General features: G+C 57.4%; 15 protein-coding genes. 10 read left to right on the top strand and 5 right to left on the bottom strand.

Going from position 1 to position 16,736, the window contains the following annotated elements:
- Positions 1–87: 87 nt before the first annotated feature.
- Both ACLI1L_RS07490 and ACLI1L_RS07485 read left to right on the top strand, forming a co-directional pair.
- The gene (locus ACLI1L_RS07490; RefSeq protein ID WP_411707251.1) at positions 88–1,086 is read left to right on the top strand and encodes an NAD(P)H-dependent glycerol-3-phosphate dehydrogenase; all 999 of its coding nucleotides are present in this window, start codon (positions 88–90) and stop codon (positions 1,084–1,086) included.
- A gap of 22 nt (positions 1,087–1,108) precedes the next feature.
- Positions 1,109–2,170, top strand: a complete 1,062-nt coding sequence (locus ACLI1L_RS07485) for a D-alanine--D-alanine ligase family protein (protein WP_023021676.1) — start codon at positions 1,109–1,111, stop codon at positions 2,168–2,170.
- A 14-nt stretch (positions 2,171–2,184) separates the two neighbouring features.
- Here the strand turns inward: ACLI1L_RS07485 and ACLI1L_RS07480 are convergent, their stop codons facing one another.
- Entirely contained in the window at positions 2,185–3,084 is a 900-nt protein-coding gene (locus tag ACLI1L_RS07480) for a DUF3515 domain-containing protein (RefSeq protein ID WP_411707250.1), read from the bottom strand.
- Here ACLI1L_RS07480 and ACLI1L_RS07475 point away from each other — a divergent pair.
- The 7 genes from ACLI1L_RS07475 to ACLI1L_RS07445 all read left to right on the top strand — a co-directional run bounded on the left by ACLI1L_RS07475 (position 3,032) and on the right by ACLI1L_RS07445 (position 10,255).
- Positions 3,032–4,069, top strand: coding sequence for a thiamine-phosphate kinase (locus ACLI1L_RS07475; RefSeq protein ID WP_411707249.1), 1,038 nt, complete (start codon positions 3,032–3,034; stop codon positions 4,067–4,069). The two genes, ACLI1L_RS07480 and ACLI1L_RS07475, sit on opposite strands and share 53 nt — an antisense overlap.
- A gap of 2 nt (positions 4,070–4,071) precedes the next feature.
- Positions 4,072–4,710 (top strand): uracil-DNA glycosylase, encoded by a 639-nt coding sequence (locus tag ACLI1L_RS07470; RefSeq protein WP_411707248.1) that lies wholly within the window; start codon positions 4,072–4,074, stop codon positions 4,708–4,710.
- Positions 4,711–4,720: 10 nt separating this feature from the next.
- The gene (locus ACLI1L_RS07465; protein WP_411707247.1) at positions 4,721–6,064 is read left to right on the top strand and encodes a DAK2 domain-containing protein; all 1,344 of its coding nucleotides are present in this window, start codon (positions 4,721–4,723) and stop codon (positions 6,062–6,064) included.
- A gap of 2 nt (positions 6,065–6,066) precedes the next feature.
- A complete protein-coding gene (locus tag ACLI1L_RS07460) occupies positions 6,067–8,199 on the top strand; it encodes an ATP-dependent DNA helicase RecG (RefSeq protein ID WP_411707246.1) in 2,133 nt (710 codons plus the stop codon).
- A 231-nt stretch (positions 8,200–8,430) separates the two neighbouring features.
- Entirely contained in the window at positions 8,431–9,012 is a 582-nt protein-coding gene (gene rsmD / locus ACLI1L_RS07455; RefSeq protein WP_411707245.1) for a 16S rRNA (guanine(966)-N(2))-methyltransferase RsmD, read from the top strand.
- A gap of 29 nt (positions 9,013–9,041) precedes the next feature.
- Positions 9,042–9,515, top strand: a complete 474-nt coding sequence (coaD, locus tag ACLI1L_RS07450; RefSeq protein ID WP_023021668.1) for a pantetheine-phosphate adenylyltransferase — start codon at positions 9,042–9,044, stop codon at positions 9,513–9,515.
- Positions 9,512–10,255, top strand: coding sequence for a sulfite exporter TauE/SafE family protein (locus tag ACLI1L_RS07445; protein ID WP_411707244.1), 744 nt, complete (start codon positions 9,512–9,514; stop codon positions 10,253–10,255). The genes coaD and ACLI1L_RS07445 overlap by 4 nt, the downstream gene beginning before the upstream one ends.
- 84 nt (positions 10,256–10,339) lie before the next feature.
- Here the strand turns inward: ACLI1L_RS07445 and ACLI1L_RS07440 are convergent, their stop codons facing one another.
- Genes ACLI1L_RS07440 through ACLI1L_RS07425 form a run of 4 tightly spaced genes read right to left on the bottom strand, consistent with a single transcriptional unit; the run spans position 10,340 to position 13,773 of the window.
- Positions 10,340–11,104, bottom strand: coding sequence for an amino acid ABC transporter ATP-binding protein (locus ACLI1L_RS07440; protein WP_023021666.1), 765 nt, complete (start codon positions 11,102–11,104; stop codon positions 10,340–10,342).
- Positions 11,104–12,057, bottom strand: a complete 954-nt coding sequence (locus ACLI1L_RS07435; protein ID WP_411707243.1) for an amino acid ABC transporter permease — start codon at positions 12,055–12,057, stop codon at positions 11,104–11,106. The genes ACLI1L_RS07440 and ACLI1L_RS07435 overlap by 1 nt, the downstream gene beginning before the upstream one ends.
- Positions 12,050–12,937, bottom strand: coding sequence for an ABC transporter substrate-binding protein (locus ACLI1L_RS07430; protein ID WP_200287596.1), 888 nt, complete (start codon positions 12,935–12,937; stop codon positions 12,050–12,052). Before ACLI1L_RS07430 ends, ACLI1L_RS07435 begins: the two co-directional genes overlap by 8 nt.
- Complete coding sequence (locus tag ACLI1L_RS07425) at positions 12,937–13,773, bottom strand: DUF368 domain-containing protein (RefSeq protein ID WP_411707242.1); 837 nt, start codon at positions 13,771–13,773, stop codon at positions 12,937–12,939. The genes ACLI1L_RS07430 and ACLI1L_RS07425 overlap by 1 nt, the downstream gene beginning before the upstream one ends.
- Positions 13,774–14,217: 444 nt before the next feature.
- Here ACLI1L_RS07425 and ACLI1L_RS07420 point away from each other — a divergent pair, with 444 nt between their 5' ends.
- On the top strand, positions 14,218–16,401 hold the full coding sequence (locus ACLI1L_RS07420; RefSeq protein WP_411707241.1) for a LamG-like jellyroll fold domain-containing protein: 2,184 nt from the start codon (positions 14,218–14,220) through the stop codon (positions 16,399–16,401).
- Positions 16,402–16,736: the final 335 nt, after the last annotated feature.

Here is a 16,736-nt window from a genome sequence, read left to right as displayed (position 1 = left end):
TTAGGCGCGGTGTGCATCCCTGCCACACGGTCGGACAGACATGCTTTAAAGTTGAGGTTATAGCTTTGCACGTTTGGAGGAAACACCATGGTTAATGTTGCTGTGATGGGCGCTGGTTCTTGGGGCACTACCTTGGCCAAGGTCTTTGCGGATGCCGGAAATGATGTCCGCCTGTGGGCCCGCCGCGCAGAGTTGGCGCAGGCTATCAACGAGACCCACACTAATCCGGACTACTTGCCGGATACCCGCCTACCGGCGGCTGTGCGGGCGACTCACGATGAAGTGGAAGCATTGTCATGTGCCGAGGTCGTCGTATTCGGCGTTCCCTCCCAAACCTTGCGCGGCAACGTGGAAAAGTGGGCCCCGCATCTGCCACAAAACGCGACCTTGGTCTCCATCTCCAAAGGTGTAGAGACCGCCACGCTCAAGCGCATGAGTGAAGTCATTATGGACGCAGCGGGGGTGCCAGCAGATCGCGTAGCGGTGCTATCTGGCCCGAACCTGGCTAAAGAGATTGCCGCAGGCCAAGTAGCCGCCACAGTAATCGCCTGCCCAGATGAGGAACGCGCAAAGCGCGTCCAGGCGGCGGTGGCCGCGCCGTACTTGCGCCCGTATACCAACACCGATGTTATTGGTGCGGAAATCGGCGGCGCCTGCAAAAACGTCATCGCATTAGCCTGCGGTATAGCCTCTGGCAAGGGATTAGGCAATAACACCATGGCCACCATCATTACCCGCGGTTTGGCAGAAATTACCCGCCTCGGCGTGGAGCTGGGGGCGGACCCGTTTACCTTCTCCGGCCTGGCAGGTTTGGGAGACTTGGTGGCAACCTGTACTTCGACATTGTCGCGCAACCGCACTTTCGGCTATCGCTTGGGCCAAGGTGGCACCATCGAAGAAGCCAAGGCCGCCACTAACGGGCAGGTTGCGGAGGGCGTCTACTCCTGTGATTCTATCTACCGCCTAGCCCAGCAGGCAGGCGTAGAGATGCCGATCACCCACGCGGTCTATGGCGTTTGTTATGAGGGAATGGCGGTTGAGGACATGATCATCGCTCTGATGGGTCGGTCCAAGAAGTCGGAGTAGGTCAAGGGTAAAATCTGCGGGCATGACTGAAAAGACCCGCGTGGCCGTTATCTATGGCGGCCGTAGCACCGAGCACTCCGTATCTTGCGTCTCTGCAGGTGCGATCATGAATCACCTCGATCCTGAAAAATTCGAGGTGGTGCCTATCGGCATCACCCGCGAGGGCACGTGGACGCCCGGCACCACTGAGGGACTAGAGATTGTCAATGGTGTCATGCCAGAAGTCAGGCGAGGGGCGGAACTGACGCTTTCCCTGGATCCTAATGCCAGGGGCCAGTTCCATAACGTCACCGATGGCACGCTCTTTGCTGAGGTTGATGTGGTATTTCCCATCCTGCACGGGCCTTTTGGCGAAGACGGCACCGTCCAAGGTCTCTTTGAGCTTTCCGGCCTGCCCTATGTCGGGCCGGGCGTATTGGCTTCCTCGGTGGGCATGGATAAGGAATTTACCAAGAAGGTGCTGGCAGCGGCAGGCCTGCCCGTAGCGCCCGAGGTCATTCTGAAGGGTCGTACCGAGCTCAGCGAGGAAGAAAAGCAGCACCTAGGGTTGCCCGTCTTTGTAAAGCCCGCCCGGGGCGGATCATCAATCGGCGTATCCAAAGTGAATAGCTGGGAAGAATTCCCTGCAGCCGTTGACCTTGCTCTAGAAGACGACGAGAAAATCCTGGTGGAGCCAGAAATCGTAGGCCAAGAGGTAGAAATCGGCGTTTTGCACTATGCCGACGGCACACTGTTGGCGTCTGTTCCGGCATTGCTGGCGGGCATTGATGATTCTGACGAGGGCTTTTATGGCTTTGACACAAAGTACCTCGATAATGTGGTCACCGCGGAAATCCCTGCGCCTTTCACGCCTGAGTTGACCGAGAAGCTGCGGGACATGGCTGTTCGCGCATTCGAGGCCCTAAATTGTGAGGGACTATCCCGGGTGGATTTCTTCGTAACCGAAGATTCCGTGTACATCAATGAAATCAATACTCTGCCGGGCTTTACCCCGATTTCGATGTATCCCCAGGTGCTCGCCGCTTCGGGTGTGGAGTACCCCGCTTTGCTTGAGGCCCTCATTGAGCAGGCGCTAGCAAAGTAGGGACGGAGTACTTTCTACTTTTCAGCGGTGTGCTTGGCAAGCACACCGCCAATCTCCACCAGTGCCGCTTGCGCGGCATCCTGTGGGGCGTGCAGGGCTAGGTAGTTTTCGCGGCCGAGGGCGAACCACGTGCCGGCTGTGGTGCCGTGGGCCAAGGTGGTGTCCTCGAACCACGGAATCTCGTTGACTTGCTGCAGCTTGACCCCAGCACGATAGTTTTCGGGCTTGGCCACACCGCAACGGGCCACGATGTCTTCGCGGCCATCGGCGCTCCACACAAAGGTATTCTTCTCCGCAACCTCGCGGCGGTGGTAGCCCTCGGCCACCGAATCAGGCAGGGCCTTTTCTATATCGGCGCACCTTTGGTCATCGCCCGCCTTGAGCTCCTTGAGCGGGGCCTTATGAGCGGGGGCAGGCTTTTCTTTGAGTTCTGAGAGGGCGTCGTTAAGCTCGCCCGGCTCGGCGTCGGTGGGGGCAGTAACGGCGACGATAGGGAAGCGCTGCGCCGCATACCAGGTGGTTAGGTTGGATCCCGGCGTGGCATCGCGCACCTTGTACCACTTTTCTCCCTCTAGGTCTTGGGTCTGGGCATACTCGGTGTACTGGAAAGGCATGTCCACGCCGCAGCGCACGGTGACCTTATCCTCAGAGTTAGCTGCCCATGCAGCGACACCGGAGGGCACAGGCTCGGCAATGTCTGCGCGCGGCTTATCCATGACCTTATCCGGCAGGGCGTCGATAAAGCTATGGCAGGCTTGTGAATCTGCTTCCTTGGATTCCACGGGGGAGACCGCCACGGGTGCTTTGGCGATGTTATTGAATACGTACTTTGCGCCGAAGAGGACCGCCAGAACCATCACTATGGACAACCCAAGTGAAATGAAGATCGCGGTGCGGTTAAATTGGGATGTCATAAGGGCTCATAGTATCGAAAGGACGCTGGTGAACTTAACTCAGACTCTCGCAGAGGTGGGAGAACGCAACGCCATTCGGGAAATTACCTCTGTGGCCTCGAGCAGGCTCAACGGAGATGACGCGGCGGTATTGCCTAGCGCACCACCGAATTCCCGCACCGTGGCAGCCACGGATTTGATGGTGGAGGGGCGTCATTTCCTGCGCGAGTGGTCTACCCCGCGCGAGATTGGTAAGAAAGCCATCTTGCGCAACTTCGCCGATGTTGAAGCCATGGGGGCGCGACCCGTTGCTGCCCTTTTAGCCATCGCCGCGCCAGGTGATACCCCAGTGTCCTTCGTGCGGGGCATCGCTGAGGGCATTGCGGAGCATAGCTCTTTCTATAATGCCGAGTTGGTGGGCGGTGACCTCACGAAGTCTGAACTTTTGGTCATCAACATTTCGGCCGTGGGTTTCCTCGGCGGCAGCCTTCCTGCCCTGACCTTGGACGGTGCGCGGGCAGGCCAACACGTGGTAGCGCACGGCAAGATCGGCCACTCGGCCGCCGGTCTGGCCTTGTTAGAGCGCTTCGGCCGACAGCTCCCCGCTGGGTACGAGCACCTCCAGCCGCTTATTGACGCCCATTGCGCACCCTGGCTCAATCCCGGCCGCGGTGTCATTGCCCGCGCCGCTGGGGTTACCGCCATGACGGATAACTCCGACGGCTTGATCCAAGACTGCACCACGATGTCTGAACACTCTTGCGTGCATATGGATTTGGATCCGCAGGCTTTGCAGCCGGAAGATTTGCTGTGCCAGGCCGCAGACCTTGTGGACCGTGACCCGTGGGAATGGGTGCTAAGCGGCGGTGAAGACCACACCTTAATAGGCACGACCGCGAAGGACACCCCCTCCGGATTCCGGAAAATTGGCACCGTAACTCGGGGCTGCGGGGTTACGGTGGGAGGAAAGACACCGAGCTATCAGAAAGGCTGGCTGAGCTTTTAACCATGCACCCCACCTACCATCCTTCCTGGGAACCGGTGCTGGCGCCGGTTATTGAACAGCAATGGCCACAGATCTCCCATGCTCTTGAGGGGCAGGACTATTTGCCCCCAGCTGAGGACGTCTGCCGCGCGTTACAGATGCCGCTGGATGAGGTCCGCGTGCTCATTGTGGGCCAAGACCCTTATCCCACCCCAGGACACGCCATGGGCATGGCCTTCTCGACTCGCCCGGGTGTGAAACCGCCGCGTTCCTTGGTCAATATTTACCGCGAGCTGCACGATGATCTGGACATCGACGGCTGGGCAGACGGTGACCTGAGCGCCTGGGCGGACCAGGGAGTGCTGCTGCTTAACAGGGTGCTTACCGTAGCCCCAGGCCAAGCCGGTTCGCACCGCCGCATCGGTTGGGAAGATATCACAGAGGCTGCCATTCGCGCGCTCAACCGCAGCCCCATGGTCGCGATTCTCTGGGGCCGGGATGCGCAAGCGTGTGAGCGCTTTCTTCCCGACGTCCCCTGTATCAAGTCCCCACACCCCTCACCGCTTTCTGCCAGCCGCGGCTTCTTTGGTTCTCAGCCCTTTTCCCGGGCAAACGCCCTTTTGCGGGACCAAGGCGCACAGGAAATAGACTGGCGCTTGTAAACTATTGCGCATGTCCTACCCCAGCACGCTGGATTCCCACGGAATGCGCAATTGGGCCACCCGCGCCGTGGGGGAATTAGCCCATCGCCGCGAGGAAATTAACTCCCTCAATGTCTTTCCCGTACCGGATTCGGATACTGGTTCAAATATGGCGCACACCATGGAAGCAGCGGTTGCGGAGCTCGACAATGGTGGCGATGTAGCTGATTCCCTCGCGCGTGGGGCGGTGCGTGGGGCACGCGGAAATTCGGGCATGGTGTTGTCTCAGGTTCTGCGCGGCGTAGCGGAGTCCACGGTGGACTCAGTTATTGACGGCTCCGTTTTTGCCCGTTCTTTGCAGCAGGCCGTGGAGTTGGTGGACCGAGCCATCGCCGAGCCAGTGGAAGGCACGGTTATTACGGTTTTGCGTGCAGCAGCGGAAGCCGCCGACGACTCCGCGGCGCGTCCTGGCGCGACCTTGCACGGCATCGTCAGCGGCGCAATCTCGGCCGCTCGGACTGCTCTAGAGCGCACCCCATCGCAATTGCCAGCCCTGCAGGAGGCTGGAGTAGTGGATGCTGGCGGAGCCGGCCTCGTGATTCTCTTAGAGTCCCTTCTCGCGGAGATTGAGGGCTCTACTGGGCATGCAGGTCTACCCGCCCCAGAGGAGGTCACCGTGCTGGAAGTGGTCTTTTTCTATGAAGGAGATATCGACGCGCTGCAGGCGGCAATTGCACCGATGGGAGATAGCTTGGTCATCGCTCGCGCTACCGAGGACAGCGCTAATGTGCATATCCACTCTCCGCAGGCGGGCGCCGTCATTGAAACCGCCTTTGCTAAAGGAAAGGTGACCAACTTGCACCTTGAGGTGCTGCCGGCTCCCACCGAACCCGCCGCCGAAGAATCAGTTGCTCGCCGAGTATACGCAGCCGCGCCGGCCGGGCCTATTACCGATCTTTTGGAATCTGCGGGCGTTACCGTTGTGCCACCGGAGAAACCCATTGCGGCCGAAGATGAGGACATTGTCCTAGTTACGGGGCTGAGTTCGCAGACTGGTGCCGGGCGAGTAGTGCCTGCACAGTCGCTAGTTGCTGCCTTGGCCGCTATCTCTGTCAATGAACCTAATAACCCAGATACGGGTGCTGTGGTCGCTGCTATGCGCGATGCAGCCAATTCCATGCGCGTAGCTCATCCCAGCCAGGAAACCCTTGCGTCAATCAGCGCCACCTGTCGCGATCTCTTGGCAGAAGGCGGGGAGCAGGTCACCATCTTAAGTGCTCTTGACGTAGATGAGGAGGATTTGGGCCAACAGCTACATGTGGATGTGGTGGCGCTTAACGTTCCGGATATTGCAACCGAAATCGGAGTGGAGTAGCAATGCTCGGCTGGCAGGACAACCGACCGTTGACGGAGGTTCTTGCGGCGAAAGACGCCGCGAAGATTACCAAGGCGTTGGGGTATGAGACCTGCGGTGAGCTTTTGGCTCACTATCCGCGAGACTATATTCGCCACAACAAGGACGTTGGCCTAGGAGACGCTGCGGAGGGCGATATCGTCACCGTTACCGGGACTATTACCGGCTTCAACCGGCATGACAGGGGCAAGACCACCATCATCAATGTGCAGCTCGATGACAGCATTATGGCGACTTTTTTCAATGCCAATTACGTCATGCGCATGCTGCATCGCGGACAGCGCGTCATGATGAGCGGCAAGCTCAAATTCTTCCGCAACCAACCGCAGCTGCAACAGCCAGACTTTGTGGAAATCGATGCGTTCGGCCGTCCCGATGGTGAAGTGGATGGCTACCGCCAGCCGGCGGCCGAATCTGGAAAGAAGAATCGGCCCAAGGCCACCGGCTCATTGCGGAACCTCTCGCAGTTTGGGAGGCTTGATCAGCTCCTTTTGGAACGAGAATGGATCCCGGTGTACCCAGCCACGTCCAAGGTGACCTCCTGGTACATCATGGGGGCTATTCACTACGTCCTATCTAAGACCCCGCCCATCGAAGAGCCACTGGATTATCAAATGATAATCAGCCTGGATAACGCGGTGCGGGAAATTCACGAGCCTGGTAAGGCAGGGCCTTATCGTGCTATCCAAAGGCTTAAATATAACGAGGCTTTGTCAATTGGCTTGGTGATGGCATTGCGCCAGCGCGATGCGGAAGCTCGAACCGCTCCGACCATGCCGGCAACCTTAGGCGGCTTCCGCGAAGAACTGCTAAGTCATTTGCCTTTCGAGCTCACCCAAGGGCAGCGGCGTGTTATCAGTGAGATTGAAGATGACCTAGCCCGCCCATTGCCCATGATGCGTTTGCTGCAAGGCGAGGTCGGCTCGGGCAAAACCATGGTGGCTACCTGCGCTATGCTGCAGGCTGTTGACGCAGGAACTCAGGCGGCGTTGCTAGCGCCTACTGAGGTGCTGGCTTCCCAGCACGCTGCCTCCATCGGAACCGCTGTTCCTGAAGGCGTCACGGTGGTACTTCTCACCGGCTCGATGCGCACTGCGGATAAACGGCAGGCAATGCTGGATATCGTTTCCGGAGATGCGGACATCATTATTGGAACCCATGCCATCATCCAAGACACAGTGGAGTTCTTCAACCTTGGACTAGTGGTAGTAGATGAGCAGCACCGGTTCGGCGTAGAGCAGCGCGATAGCCTGAGACTGAAGGCTAACGAGGGGCTAAGTCCTCACGTACTGGTGATGACGGCTACGCCGATTCCTCGCACCATCGCGATGACCGTCTTCGGCGACCTTGCCGTATCGACCCTTACTGAGCTGCCTGGTGGCCGCAAACCTATTCAGTCAGCGGTGGTAGCTGAGTGGCGCCCTACCTGGGTATTGCGCGCCCTTGAGCGGATTCGCGAGGAAGTGGCCCACGGCCACCAAGCCTATATCGTCTGCCCGCGCATTGAAGGAAAAGGCGGAGTGCTAGAGCTTGCGGAGCAGCTAGAAAACGGGCCGTTTAAAGGGCTGCGCATAGCAATCTTGCATGGAAAGATGCCCAATAAAGACGAGGTTATGACGTCATTTGCTAGGGGAGAGATCGATGTATTGGTCTCTACCACGGTCATCGAGGTGGGTGTGGATGTTCCCAATGCTACGGTGATGCTCATCCGTGAGGCCGAGCATTTCGGCGTCTCCCAGTTGCATCAGCTGCGTGGGCGTGTGGGACGAGGCGGCAATGCCTCTATTTGTCTTCTGCACACGATGGCAGGCGATAACACTCCGTCCTTCCGCCGCATCAATCAGATTGCCCAAACCTCGTCCGGATTTGAGCTGGCCGAGCTCGACTTGCGTCAGCGCCAAGAGGGAGACATTTTGGGCACCATGCAGTCCGGAACACACCGTACGCTGCGGCTATTAAATCTGGCGGATGACCAAGACATTGTGGAACGCACCCATACGGATGCCCGCGCAATGGTGATGCGCAATCCCGAGTTGGCCGAGGAACTCACGCGCAACTTGAGTGAAAGCGAACAGGAATACTTGGAGAAGAACTAAGACAGGTTAACCTAGAAGCATGAACGTCCTTGTCCCCTTTGCAGGCATCTTCCGCTGCCAGGTGAATGGGGAGGCACCGTTGATATCGGCGTCGCGCCCGCGATCGTCGACGCCACGGAACTAGTCGCTTCCGTAGCGAGCCCAAGACTAAGCAAGGCATACCGCATTGTAGTCGCTGGCTTGAGGGACGTGGTAGCCGGAGACCTTTTGATGGAGATTGGAGAAATATAAATGACGCGCATTATTGCCGGCGAGGCCCGCGGCCGCACCATTAAGGTGCCTGCCGAAGGAACCCGGCCTACTGCAGACCGTGCCCGTGAAGGGCTTTTTTCATCCCTCGCGGCACGGTGGGGCTTTGCCGGTTCTTCGGTTCTCGACCTATTTGCTGGTTCCGGTGCACTCGGCCTTGAGGCAGCTAGCCGTGGAGCAGAAGAAATTGTACTAGTGGAATCTTCGGCGGATGCGGTGAAGATCATTCGGCATAACATGGGCGTCGTCAAGCACCCCGGCGTGCGCGTGCAAGAGATGAAGGTAGGCACCTACCTGGGAAGTGCCCCGCGGCGGCACTTCGATCTGGTGTTGGCGGACCCGCCCTATGCTTTTGATGAGGTAGATGAACTCATCGCCGCCATTGAACCGGTGCTCTGCGATCACGCCATGGTAGTCATTGAGCGCCACGTTGATTCCGCGGAAACTGCGTGGCCTGCAGGTTTTGAGCCCACTGGTCAGAAACTGAAGAAGCGTACCTTTGGCATCGCGCGCATGGATATGGCGGTCTATACCCGCCCTGGCAGCGAGGAACCCGAAGACTAAACCCCTGAAGAAAAGGAAGCGACAAAAGCATGACTAAGGCCGTGTGCCCAGGATCATTCGACCCCGTGACCTTAGGTCACGTCGACATCATTAACCGCGCTAAGCAAATGTTTGATGAGGTCACCGTATTGGTAACCGGTAATCCTGACAAACCCTCCGGGCTCTTTAGCGTGGATGAGCGTATGGAACTAATTCGCCAGAGCGTGGATTCTTCCATCAAAGTGGACTACTGCTCTGGGCTTTTGGTGGACTACACCACTGAGCATGGGGTGGATGTTTTGGTGAAAGGGCTGCGCAGCTCCCTAGATTATGAATATGAGCTGCCTATGGCGCAGATGAATCGGCGCCTTTCCGGCATTGATACCGTCTTTTTGCTCACGGACGAAAAATACGGCTATATCAGTTCCTCACTGTGTAAGCAGGTGGCGAAGTTCGGCGGCGACGTGACCGGCATGTTTCCTGAAGCCGTAGGCCGTGCGGTAAAGGAGAAATACCGAAAGTGAGCCTAGCACTGGTCATTTTTCTCGTTGTGGTCGTAGGTTCGACCCTCCAGCGAGTATCTGGAATGGGCCTCGGTCTCATCGGCGGTCCTATTCTCATGCTGATTATGGGGCCGGTAGAAGGAATCTTGGTCATCAACGTTTTAGCCTGCATTAATGCGGTGCTGACCACTTATTCCGTGCGCGAGAATGTGAGCTGGAAGAAATTTGGACTCATAGCCCCAGTCATGGTGATTGGTTCCTTGGCCGCGGCGCTGCTCATTAGGCGCATGGATACAGCAGGGCTTATGGTCGTTGTGGGCCTTGCGCTTTTGGCCGCGCTGACGGTAGTGACCTTTGGCAAGAAGTTCGTCCCGCCAATGGAAGGCAAAGGCCCAGCTATTTCCGCGGGCATCCTCGGCGGCTTTACCAATACCTTGGCCGGTGTGGCAGGCCCAGTTATTACCGTCTACGCGCAAGCGGCAAAGTGGCCTCAGCAAGTGTACGCAGCTACGCTGCAACCCATTTTTGTCGTAGGCGGATTCTTTTCTGTCATGACAAAGACGCTCACGGGGGCGGCACACTTTGAGGGTTTGCCCTGGGTAATGTGGCCCGCCGGAATTATGGGAATGTTCGTCGGGATTTGGGCCGGCACCCGCATCGCGCAGCGTGTGCCCCGGGAGAAAGCCCGCGTGCTCTCGCTTAGCGTTGCCGGACTGGGCGCAGCGAGCGCATTGGTTCGCGGCCTGGTGAGCCTCGGTTAAACGCCGACACCATGGACAAGGCCCGTCGCCTCTGCAGAGACAGAAGCTGACGGGCCTTTGCACAGTCAATCATGTGCTATGGGCTTAGAGTAGATTGGCCAAAAAGTCCTTGGTACGTGGCTGTTGCGGATTATCCAGCACTTCGGCGGGGCTACCAGACTCGATGACCACGCCGCCGTCCATGAAGAAGACTTTATCTGCCACCTCGCGGGCAAAACCCATCTCATGGGTGACTACGAGCATGGTCATGCCCTCGGCCGCGAGATCCTTCATTACGCGTAGTACTTCGCCGACAAGCTCTGGGTCAAGGGCTGACGTGGGTTCGTCGAAAAGCATGAGCTTAGGATCCATGGCTACCGCACGAGCGATGGCGACGCGCTGTTGCTGGCCGCCGGAGAGCTGTACGGGGTAATTATTGGCCTTGGAGGCTAAGCCAACATCCTCGAGCAACTCCATGGCGCGGGCACGGGCGGTTTCCTCTGGGATCTTCTTCACCTGCACCGGTGCCTCAATGATGTTTTCAATCACCGTCCGGTGGGGGAAGAGATTGAAGGATTGAAAGACCATGCCGATATCGGAGCGCTGCTCGGCGGCTTCCTTTTCGCTGATCTCATAGAGGGTCCCGTTTTTCTCTCGGTAGCCAATCAGCTCGCCGTCGACGTATAGGCGCCCGGCCGTTGCTTTGTCCAAGTGGTTAACGCAGCGCAGGAAGGTAGACTTGCCGGACCCCGAAGGTCCTAATAGGCAGGCCACTTCGCCGGCTTGGACCTCGAGGTTAATGCCTTTGAGGACTTCAAGCTGCCCGAAGGACTTGTGGACGTTCTGGGCAGAAATCATGGGAGTAGCCATTATTTTTGAGCCTCCGAAATCACGGATACGTTGCGGGGAATGGTTCCTTCAGCATCTGCAAGAGCAGCAAGCTGGCGGCCGGTGAGTTCGCGGGTTGCACCGCGCTCAAAGCGGCGCTCCAAGAAGTACTGACCCACCATAAGTAGGGAAGTAACCACGAGGTACCAGGAAGCCGCGACCAATAGTAGCGGGATGGGCTGGAAAAGGGCGGCGGAAATATCCGTGGTACGGCCGAAGATCTCCTCTGTATAAGGAATGGCCACCACGAGGGAAGAGGTCTTGAGCAAGGAAATAAACTCATTGCCCGTAGGCGGAATGATAATGCGCATGGCCTGGGGAAGGACGGTGCGGCGCATGGTCATCCACCACGACATGCCGAGTGCCTTGGAGGCCTCCTTTTGGCCCTCTGGAACGGAAGTGATGCCCGAGCGCACAATCTCAGCCATATAGGCCGCTTCATTAAGTCCTAGGCCCATCACCGCAAGGAAGAAGGCGTTGGTGAGGATGGTCTGCAAAGACACCTCGGTAAAGCCTAGGTTGATGGACTGGTAGATGGCAGAGAGCAGACCCCAAAACACCAGCTGGACATAAATCGGCGTGCCACGGAATACCCAGAGGAAAATCCAGGACACGGCGCGCAGCACCGGGTTAGGTGACATGCGCATGACCGCAAGCACGGCACCACCGATAACGCCGATGATCATCGACAAAATAGTGATGGCGATGGTGTGCAGGGAAGCGAGCGCGATGCGCTTATCAAAGAGGTACTGGAAATAGGTTCCCCAGCCAAAAGCCTCGTTGCGGGCGGAGGCAATGATGAACCACACTCCCAGCACGATGAGTAGGCCAGCGAAGACCAAGCGCCATGGATGGCGCAGCGGGCGGGCCTCGATCTGCGCGGGTTCTTCTTTAGGCTTGGCCGTAGCCGGCGTCGCCGCATTCTCATTAACCATTGATCGGCCTTTCATTAATCATTGCCTGGTCTATTAATCCATCCTCGATGCCCCAGCGGGACAAAATTTCTGCATACTCGCCGGTTTCGATGAGGTGCTGCAGCGCTGCGGCCGATGCCTTGCCCAAATCGGAATCTTTAGGAACTGCGAAGCCATACGGCGAGGCTTGGAACATATCGCCTACCTGCTGCATTTTTCCCTCAGAGCGATTGACCGCCCACGCTGTGACCGGGGAGTCCGCAGACAGGGCATCCGCGCGCCCCATCAGGACGGCCAGCGCGGCGTTATCTCCGGTGTCATAAGACAAGACGGTGAGATCGCCATTACAAGCTTCTTGCTTAGGGCGAACATCATCGGTTTCGGAGACCGTTGTGCGCTGCACTGCGACTGTCAATCCGCAGGGGTTATCGGGGTCGACCTTCCTAGGCCCGTCCACGCGCTCGGCCCACTGGATACCGGCGTAGAGGTGGTCTACAAAGTCGAATTCATTCCGGCGGTCTGGGTTATCCGTAAAACCGGAGACACCCATATCGATCTGGCCCGATTGCACGGCCGGCAAGATCATGGAGAAGTCCTGCTCCAAGGGCTGGAAATCGAGGCCCAAGACACCTGCTACAGCGCGAGCTAGGTCAAGCTCGACGCCTTGGAGGGCTCCGTGGGAATCCTTAAGCTGAAATGGCGCGTAGGGCGGGTTAGTGCCAGCGGTGAGGACGCCATCGTTGTCGTCATACATGGCGGCAATCTCCGGTACTACAGAGGTGTGGGGTTCTTCCCAGCCCTCTGGAGTGGAATCTTCCTCGTTGGTGACGCAAGCGCTTAAACCCAAAGTTGGGATAAGGACCGCGGCGATTGTAGCGCGGCGAGACAACGTGCGCGGCATTATTTCTGCGCCGTCCTTTCATCTATGGCGCGAGCTTTCTTCAGGTCAATGAAAATGAACGCGGAAACGATAAGAGCGCCGAGGATGAACATGCCGATGATAATGCCGCTGGAGGCATCCTGGTCAGCACCCCACGGCCACAGTGCACGCAAAGAACCGAGCATGAAACCTGCCATGGCCATCAGCGTAGGGGCTCGGTGATGATCTAGTAAGAAGTTCAAGACCTTGATAAACGCGGCGAGGCCGCACAAGGCACCCAGCGCAAAGACGGCTATGGTGCCAAGATCTCGATCCGATACAGCGCCGATGATGGGTTGGTAGAGCCCCAGGGTCAACAAGATGAGCGAGCCGGAAATGCCCGGCAGGATGAGTGCACACACAGCAATGGCGGCGGCAAAGAAAACCACGATAAGGCTGGGATTCTCATGCGGCTCGGAAGTAAAGCCGGTGATAAAGAAAATGACAATAGTGGCGATCACAAACGCAATGATGGAAGAGGGGCGCAATCGCTCCTGCTTGGACAGCATAGACAGCGGTACGAAAATAGACACGGCGACCATGCCCAAAAATAGTGCCCCGGACGCGGATACGTGATTATCTACGAAGTTAGATAGCACGGTGGACATTGCGAAGACCGCGATAAACATGCCGACGGCTACGGAGGCAAGGAAGCTCCACTCGACTTTCTTGAAGCGACCAGAGATGAGGTCATTGGCATTGTGGACTGCGCGTTCATAAATACCCATGATGAGCGCCACGGTGCCACCGGAGATTCCGGGCACGAGTTCGGCCATGCCGATGAGGGCACCGCGGATAGCGTTCAAAATGTATTGCATAAATTTAAAATCTACCTGGGAGGGAGCTGGAGTGGCGGGTGACTGGCCTAGGCGGGCGGGGAGAAAGTGCTTCCCGGTGGTGGCCGTGTGAACCGCTGTTAATAGTGATGCATATCTTTCATTGAAAGGCGATTGGTTATCCGTCACGGAAAGGGACGTGATTTCTCTAACCGTAGAGGTGAAACAATCATTGAGGCGAATCTTCGTTCATGAATATTCTGTCAGAATAATACACTTCAGTGCAACTATGCAGTTTTGCGGCATGGTAGGCGCGGCCGCCTCTAGTCGGGGCTGTTCTACATGGAAGAAACTATAAGTTTCCCATTATTCAGTCTGGTGTTTACGTAGGCGTCAACTAACTGAAAGATTGACTGCCTACTATTTCCTGCGTATTCCCGTCTTTCTCCCGAGCAAATATTCCTTTCCAGTGACCAAGGACTCTCTATGAAGAATCGTTTTGTCCTGCCCGTGGTGACCACGACCGCGGTGGTGGGAAACCTCATTTTTGTGCCGGCAGCAAGTGCTGCGGAGAGCGTGCCCGAGGGGGCGTCGCCAAGCGAAGGCTCTCGTTTTAGCATCGGTGTACTGCCGGATACCCAGTTCTATTCGCGCTATTCCACCCCAGAGACCGGCAACCTGGCCCAAGCTCGCTACGGCAGCGAACCCTACTTGGCGCAAACCCAATGGTTAGTGGACCATCAAGACGAGTTGAACATGGACTTCGTCACTCACCTGGGTGATGTTGTAGACCAGTGGAACGTGGAGGGCGAATGGCAGGTGGCTGATAAGGCCATGCAGGTCCTCGACGATTCGGACTTGAACTATTCGATCCTGCCCGGCAACCACGATATGGACGTGGAGGGCGCGGCAGCCCACCCGTATGACAAGTGGTTTAGTGCCGACCGCGCTAAGGCCGCCAACCCGGAGACTTTTCAAGAGCGCTACACCGCCGTCAATAATGACTCCGAGGCGCATATCTTTGAAGCCGAAGGCCAGAAATATCTCAACCTGGCACTAGGCTGGCGCGCAGATGAGAAGGCTATTGCCTGGGCACAAGGCGTTATTGATAAGCATCCAGACCTTCCGGTCATTGTGACCACTCATGAGGCCCTCAATATTGATGGTGAAGGCAGCGTCTTCTATTCCGATGACTATGGCAAGGGATTGTGGGATAAGTTCATCAAAAGCAATGACCAGATCTTTCTCGTGATGGGCGGCCACCACCACGGCGCCGGGTACCGCGTAGACAAGAACGATGCCGGACATGACGTCGTTTCCATCTTGCAGGACTATCAGATGGCCTACCAGGGTGGCAATGGCTTATTGGGCGTGCTCGAGTTTGACCTTACGGGCAAGCAGCTGGAGATGACCGCGCTTTCGCCGTGGGTGGCGCAAAAGCCGCATGAGGAGCTCACGCAGTTCGATAAGCTCACCCTGGATGATAAGGGCGATAGCTATAGCATTCCGTTCGATTTTGAACAGCGTTTTTCCTCCTTCGCCCCGGAATTCACCGTGGGCGAGGGCCACCAGCCGGACCTAGCGCAGCGCGCCCGCGACATCGCCGCTGAGGGCTATAGGCCCTACACCATTGCGGAGGACGAGCTTCCTAAGGGTGCGAAAGATTTTGCCACAAACGACAACACGGTATTCCACTGGCGCCCGGGCGAAGCGCGGGACAAGGATGGGCATGCGCTTGTCGATGGCGCCCCTGCCGGCCGTGGCACCACCATCCCCGATATTGCCAGCGATTCTGGCAGCGACCTGCATCGCGCTGGCGCCATGCTCGGAGACAGGGTGACCTATAGCACCGACCATCACCCGTTGTCCTCTGATGCCGGCTCCCTCTTCTGGTCTGACCCTGCCGGCAAAGTTGGCAATGCCGAGTTCCGTACCGATAAGGGCGCGGCTGCCAATAGCGTCGATACCACCAAGGGATATACCTTCGAATCCTTTGTCAAGATTCCGGAGGATTTCAACGGCGCACAGCATGGTTGGGGAAGTGCGCTCAGCCGTGACTCTGCCATCAATAAACTGGTAGACGGCTCCGAGGACACGGACCCAACCGTCATGTTCGGTATCTCTAACCTCCGCGAGCTGCGCTGGTGGGCGGAGCCGAAGCAGGGAAGCGGCTCTACCGTGTGGTCCCACGAAGTTCCCAAAGACGAGTGGATGCATATCGCCGTGGTCAATGATCCCGAACGAGATAGCGTCGAAATGTTCATCAACGGCGCGCCCATCCTGCGCAATGCCGTAGGCGCCGAGGGGCTCCTCCCGCGCGACCTGCAGTGGGTCATGGGTGGTGGCTTTGACAACCAGCGCCCACAAGACCCGTGGTATGGCTGGATCGGCGAGACCCGCCTGACTCAGGGCGTCCTGGGCAAGGACCAGTGGCTTACCGCCCGTGCACACAACGATGGCAAGCCGGCCGATACCGCGCAACCTGCCACGGATGGCTCCGCGTTGAGTTCTAGTACGAGTTCGAAGCCTGCCATCTTAGGAGCAATCCTTGGTATCGCAGGGGTGGCTGGCCTCATTGGACTAGCACTGCCGCAACTGAAGGCTTCCATCCCGCAGATTAACGCGCTCCTGCGTAAGTATCACCTCCCGACTCTGCCCGAGTTGGGCTAAAGCACTGGGTAGAGGGATTTTGCAGTATCAGGCTTTAAAGCTTTAGCTGCACCAAAACGCTTAGGTTCTTCGCCATAAGGGGAGAGAACCTAAGCGCGTTTTGGTTTTAATCTTCGCCCTGCTTGGAGAGATAATCCACCTTCCACCAAAACCAAGCGGAGGCTCCACCCAACACGGCGGGTATCCAGGCTAGGGAAGGGGATTGTACGGCCATCACTGCCAACAATGTAATGAGCGTCAATGCAGTGAAAACTATCGCTTTAATTCTTTCCATTCGCAATCGGTTCATGAAATCTCCTCAATGTGGAAGGCATGCCAAATTTACACAGCCCAAA

The sequence above is a fragment of the Corynebacterium sp. LaCa117 genome (genome assembly GCF_046717765.1).
Taxonomy (GTDB): Bacteria; Actinomycetota; Actinomycetes; order Mycobacteriales; family Mycobacteriaceae; genus Corynebacterium; species Corynebacterium kefirresidentii.
This window is presented reverse-complemented; position numbering and strand designations above follow the sequence as displayed.

Coding starts and splice junctions, on each gene's coding strand:
- ACLI1L_RS07490 (WP_411707251.1), top strand. CDS start 88: ATGGTTAATGTTGCTGTGATGGGCGCTGGTTCTTGGGGCACTACCTTG.
- ACLI1L_RS07485 (WP_023021676.1), top strand. CDS start 1,109: ATGACTGAAAAGACCCGCGTGGCCGTTATCTATGGCGGCCGTAGCACC.
- ACLI1L_RS07475 (WP_411707249.1), top strand. CDS start 3,032: ATGGACAACCCAAGTGAAATGAAGATCGCGGTGCGGTTAAATTGGGAT.
- ACLI1L_RS07480 (WP_411707250.1), bottom strand. CDS start 3,084: ATGACATCCCAATTTAACCGCACCGCGATCTTCATTTCACTTGGGTTG.
- ACLI1L_RS07470 (WP_411707248.1), top strand. CDS start 4,072: ATGCACCCCACCTACCATCCTTCCTGGGAACCGGTGCTGGCGCCGGTT.
- ACLI1L_RS07465 (WP_411707247.1), top strand. CDS start 4,721: ATGTCCTACCCCAGCACGCTGGATTCCCACGGAATGCGCAATTGGGCC.
- ACLI1L_RS07460 (WP_411707246.1), top strand. CDS start 6,067: ATGCTCGGCTGGCAGGACAACCGACCGTTGACGGAGGTTCTTGCGGCG.
- rsmD (WP_411707245.1), top strand. CDS start 8,431: ATGACGCGCATTATTGCCGGCGAGGCCCGCGGCCGCACCATTAAGGTG.
- coaD (WP_023021668.1), top strand. CDS start 9,042: ATGACTAAGGCCGTGTGCCCAGGATCATTCGACCCCGTGACCTTAGGT.
- ACLI1L_RS07440 (WP_023021666.1), bottom strand. CDS start 11,104: ATGGCTACTCCCATGATTTCTGCCCAGAACGTCCACAAGTCCTTCGGG.
- ACLI1L_RS07435 (WP_411707243.1), bottom strand. CDS start 12,057: ATGGTTAATGAGAATGCGGCGACGCCGGCTACGGCCAAGCCTAAAGAA.
- ACLI1L_RS07430 (WP_200287596.1), bottom strand. CDS start 12,937: ATGCCGCGCACGTTGTCTCGCCGCGCTACAATCGCCGCGGTCCTTATC.
- ACLI1L_RS07425 (WP_411707242.1), bottom strand. CDS start 13,773: ATGCAATACATTTTGAACGCTATCCGCGGTGCCCTCATCGGCATGGCC.
- ACLI1L_RS07420 (WP_411707241.1), top strand. CDS start 14,218: ATGAAGAATCGTTTTGTCCTGCCCGTGGTGACCACGACCGCGGTGGTG.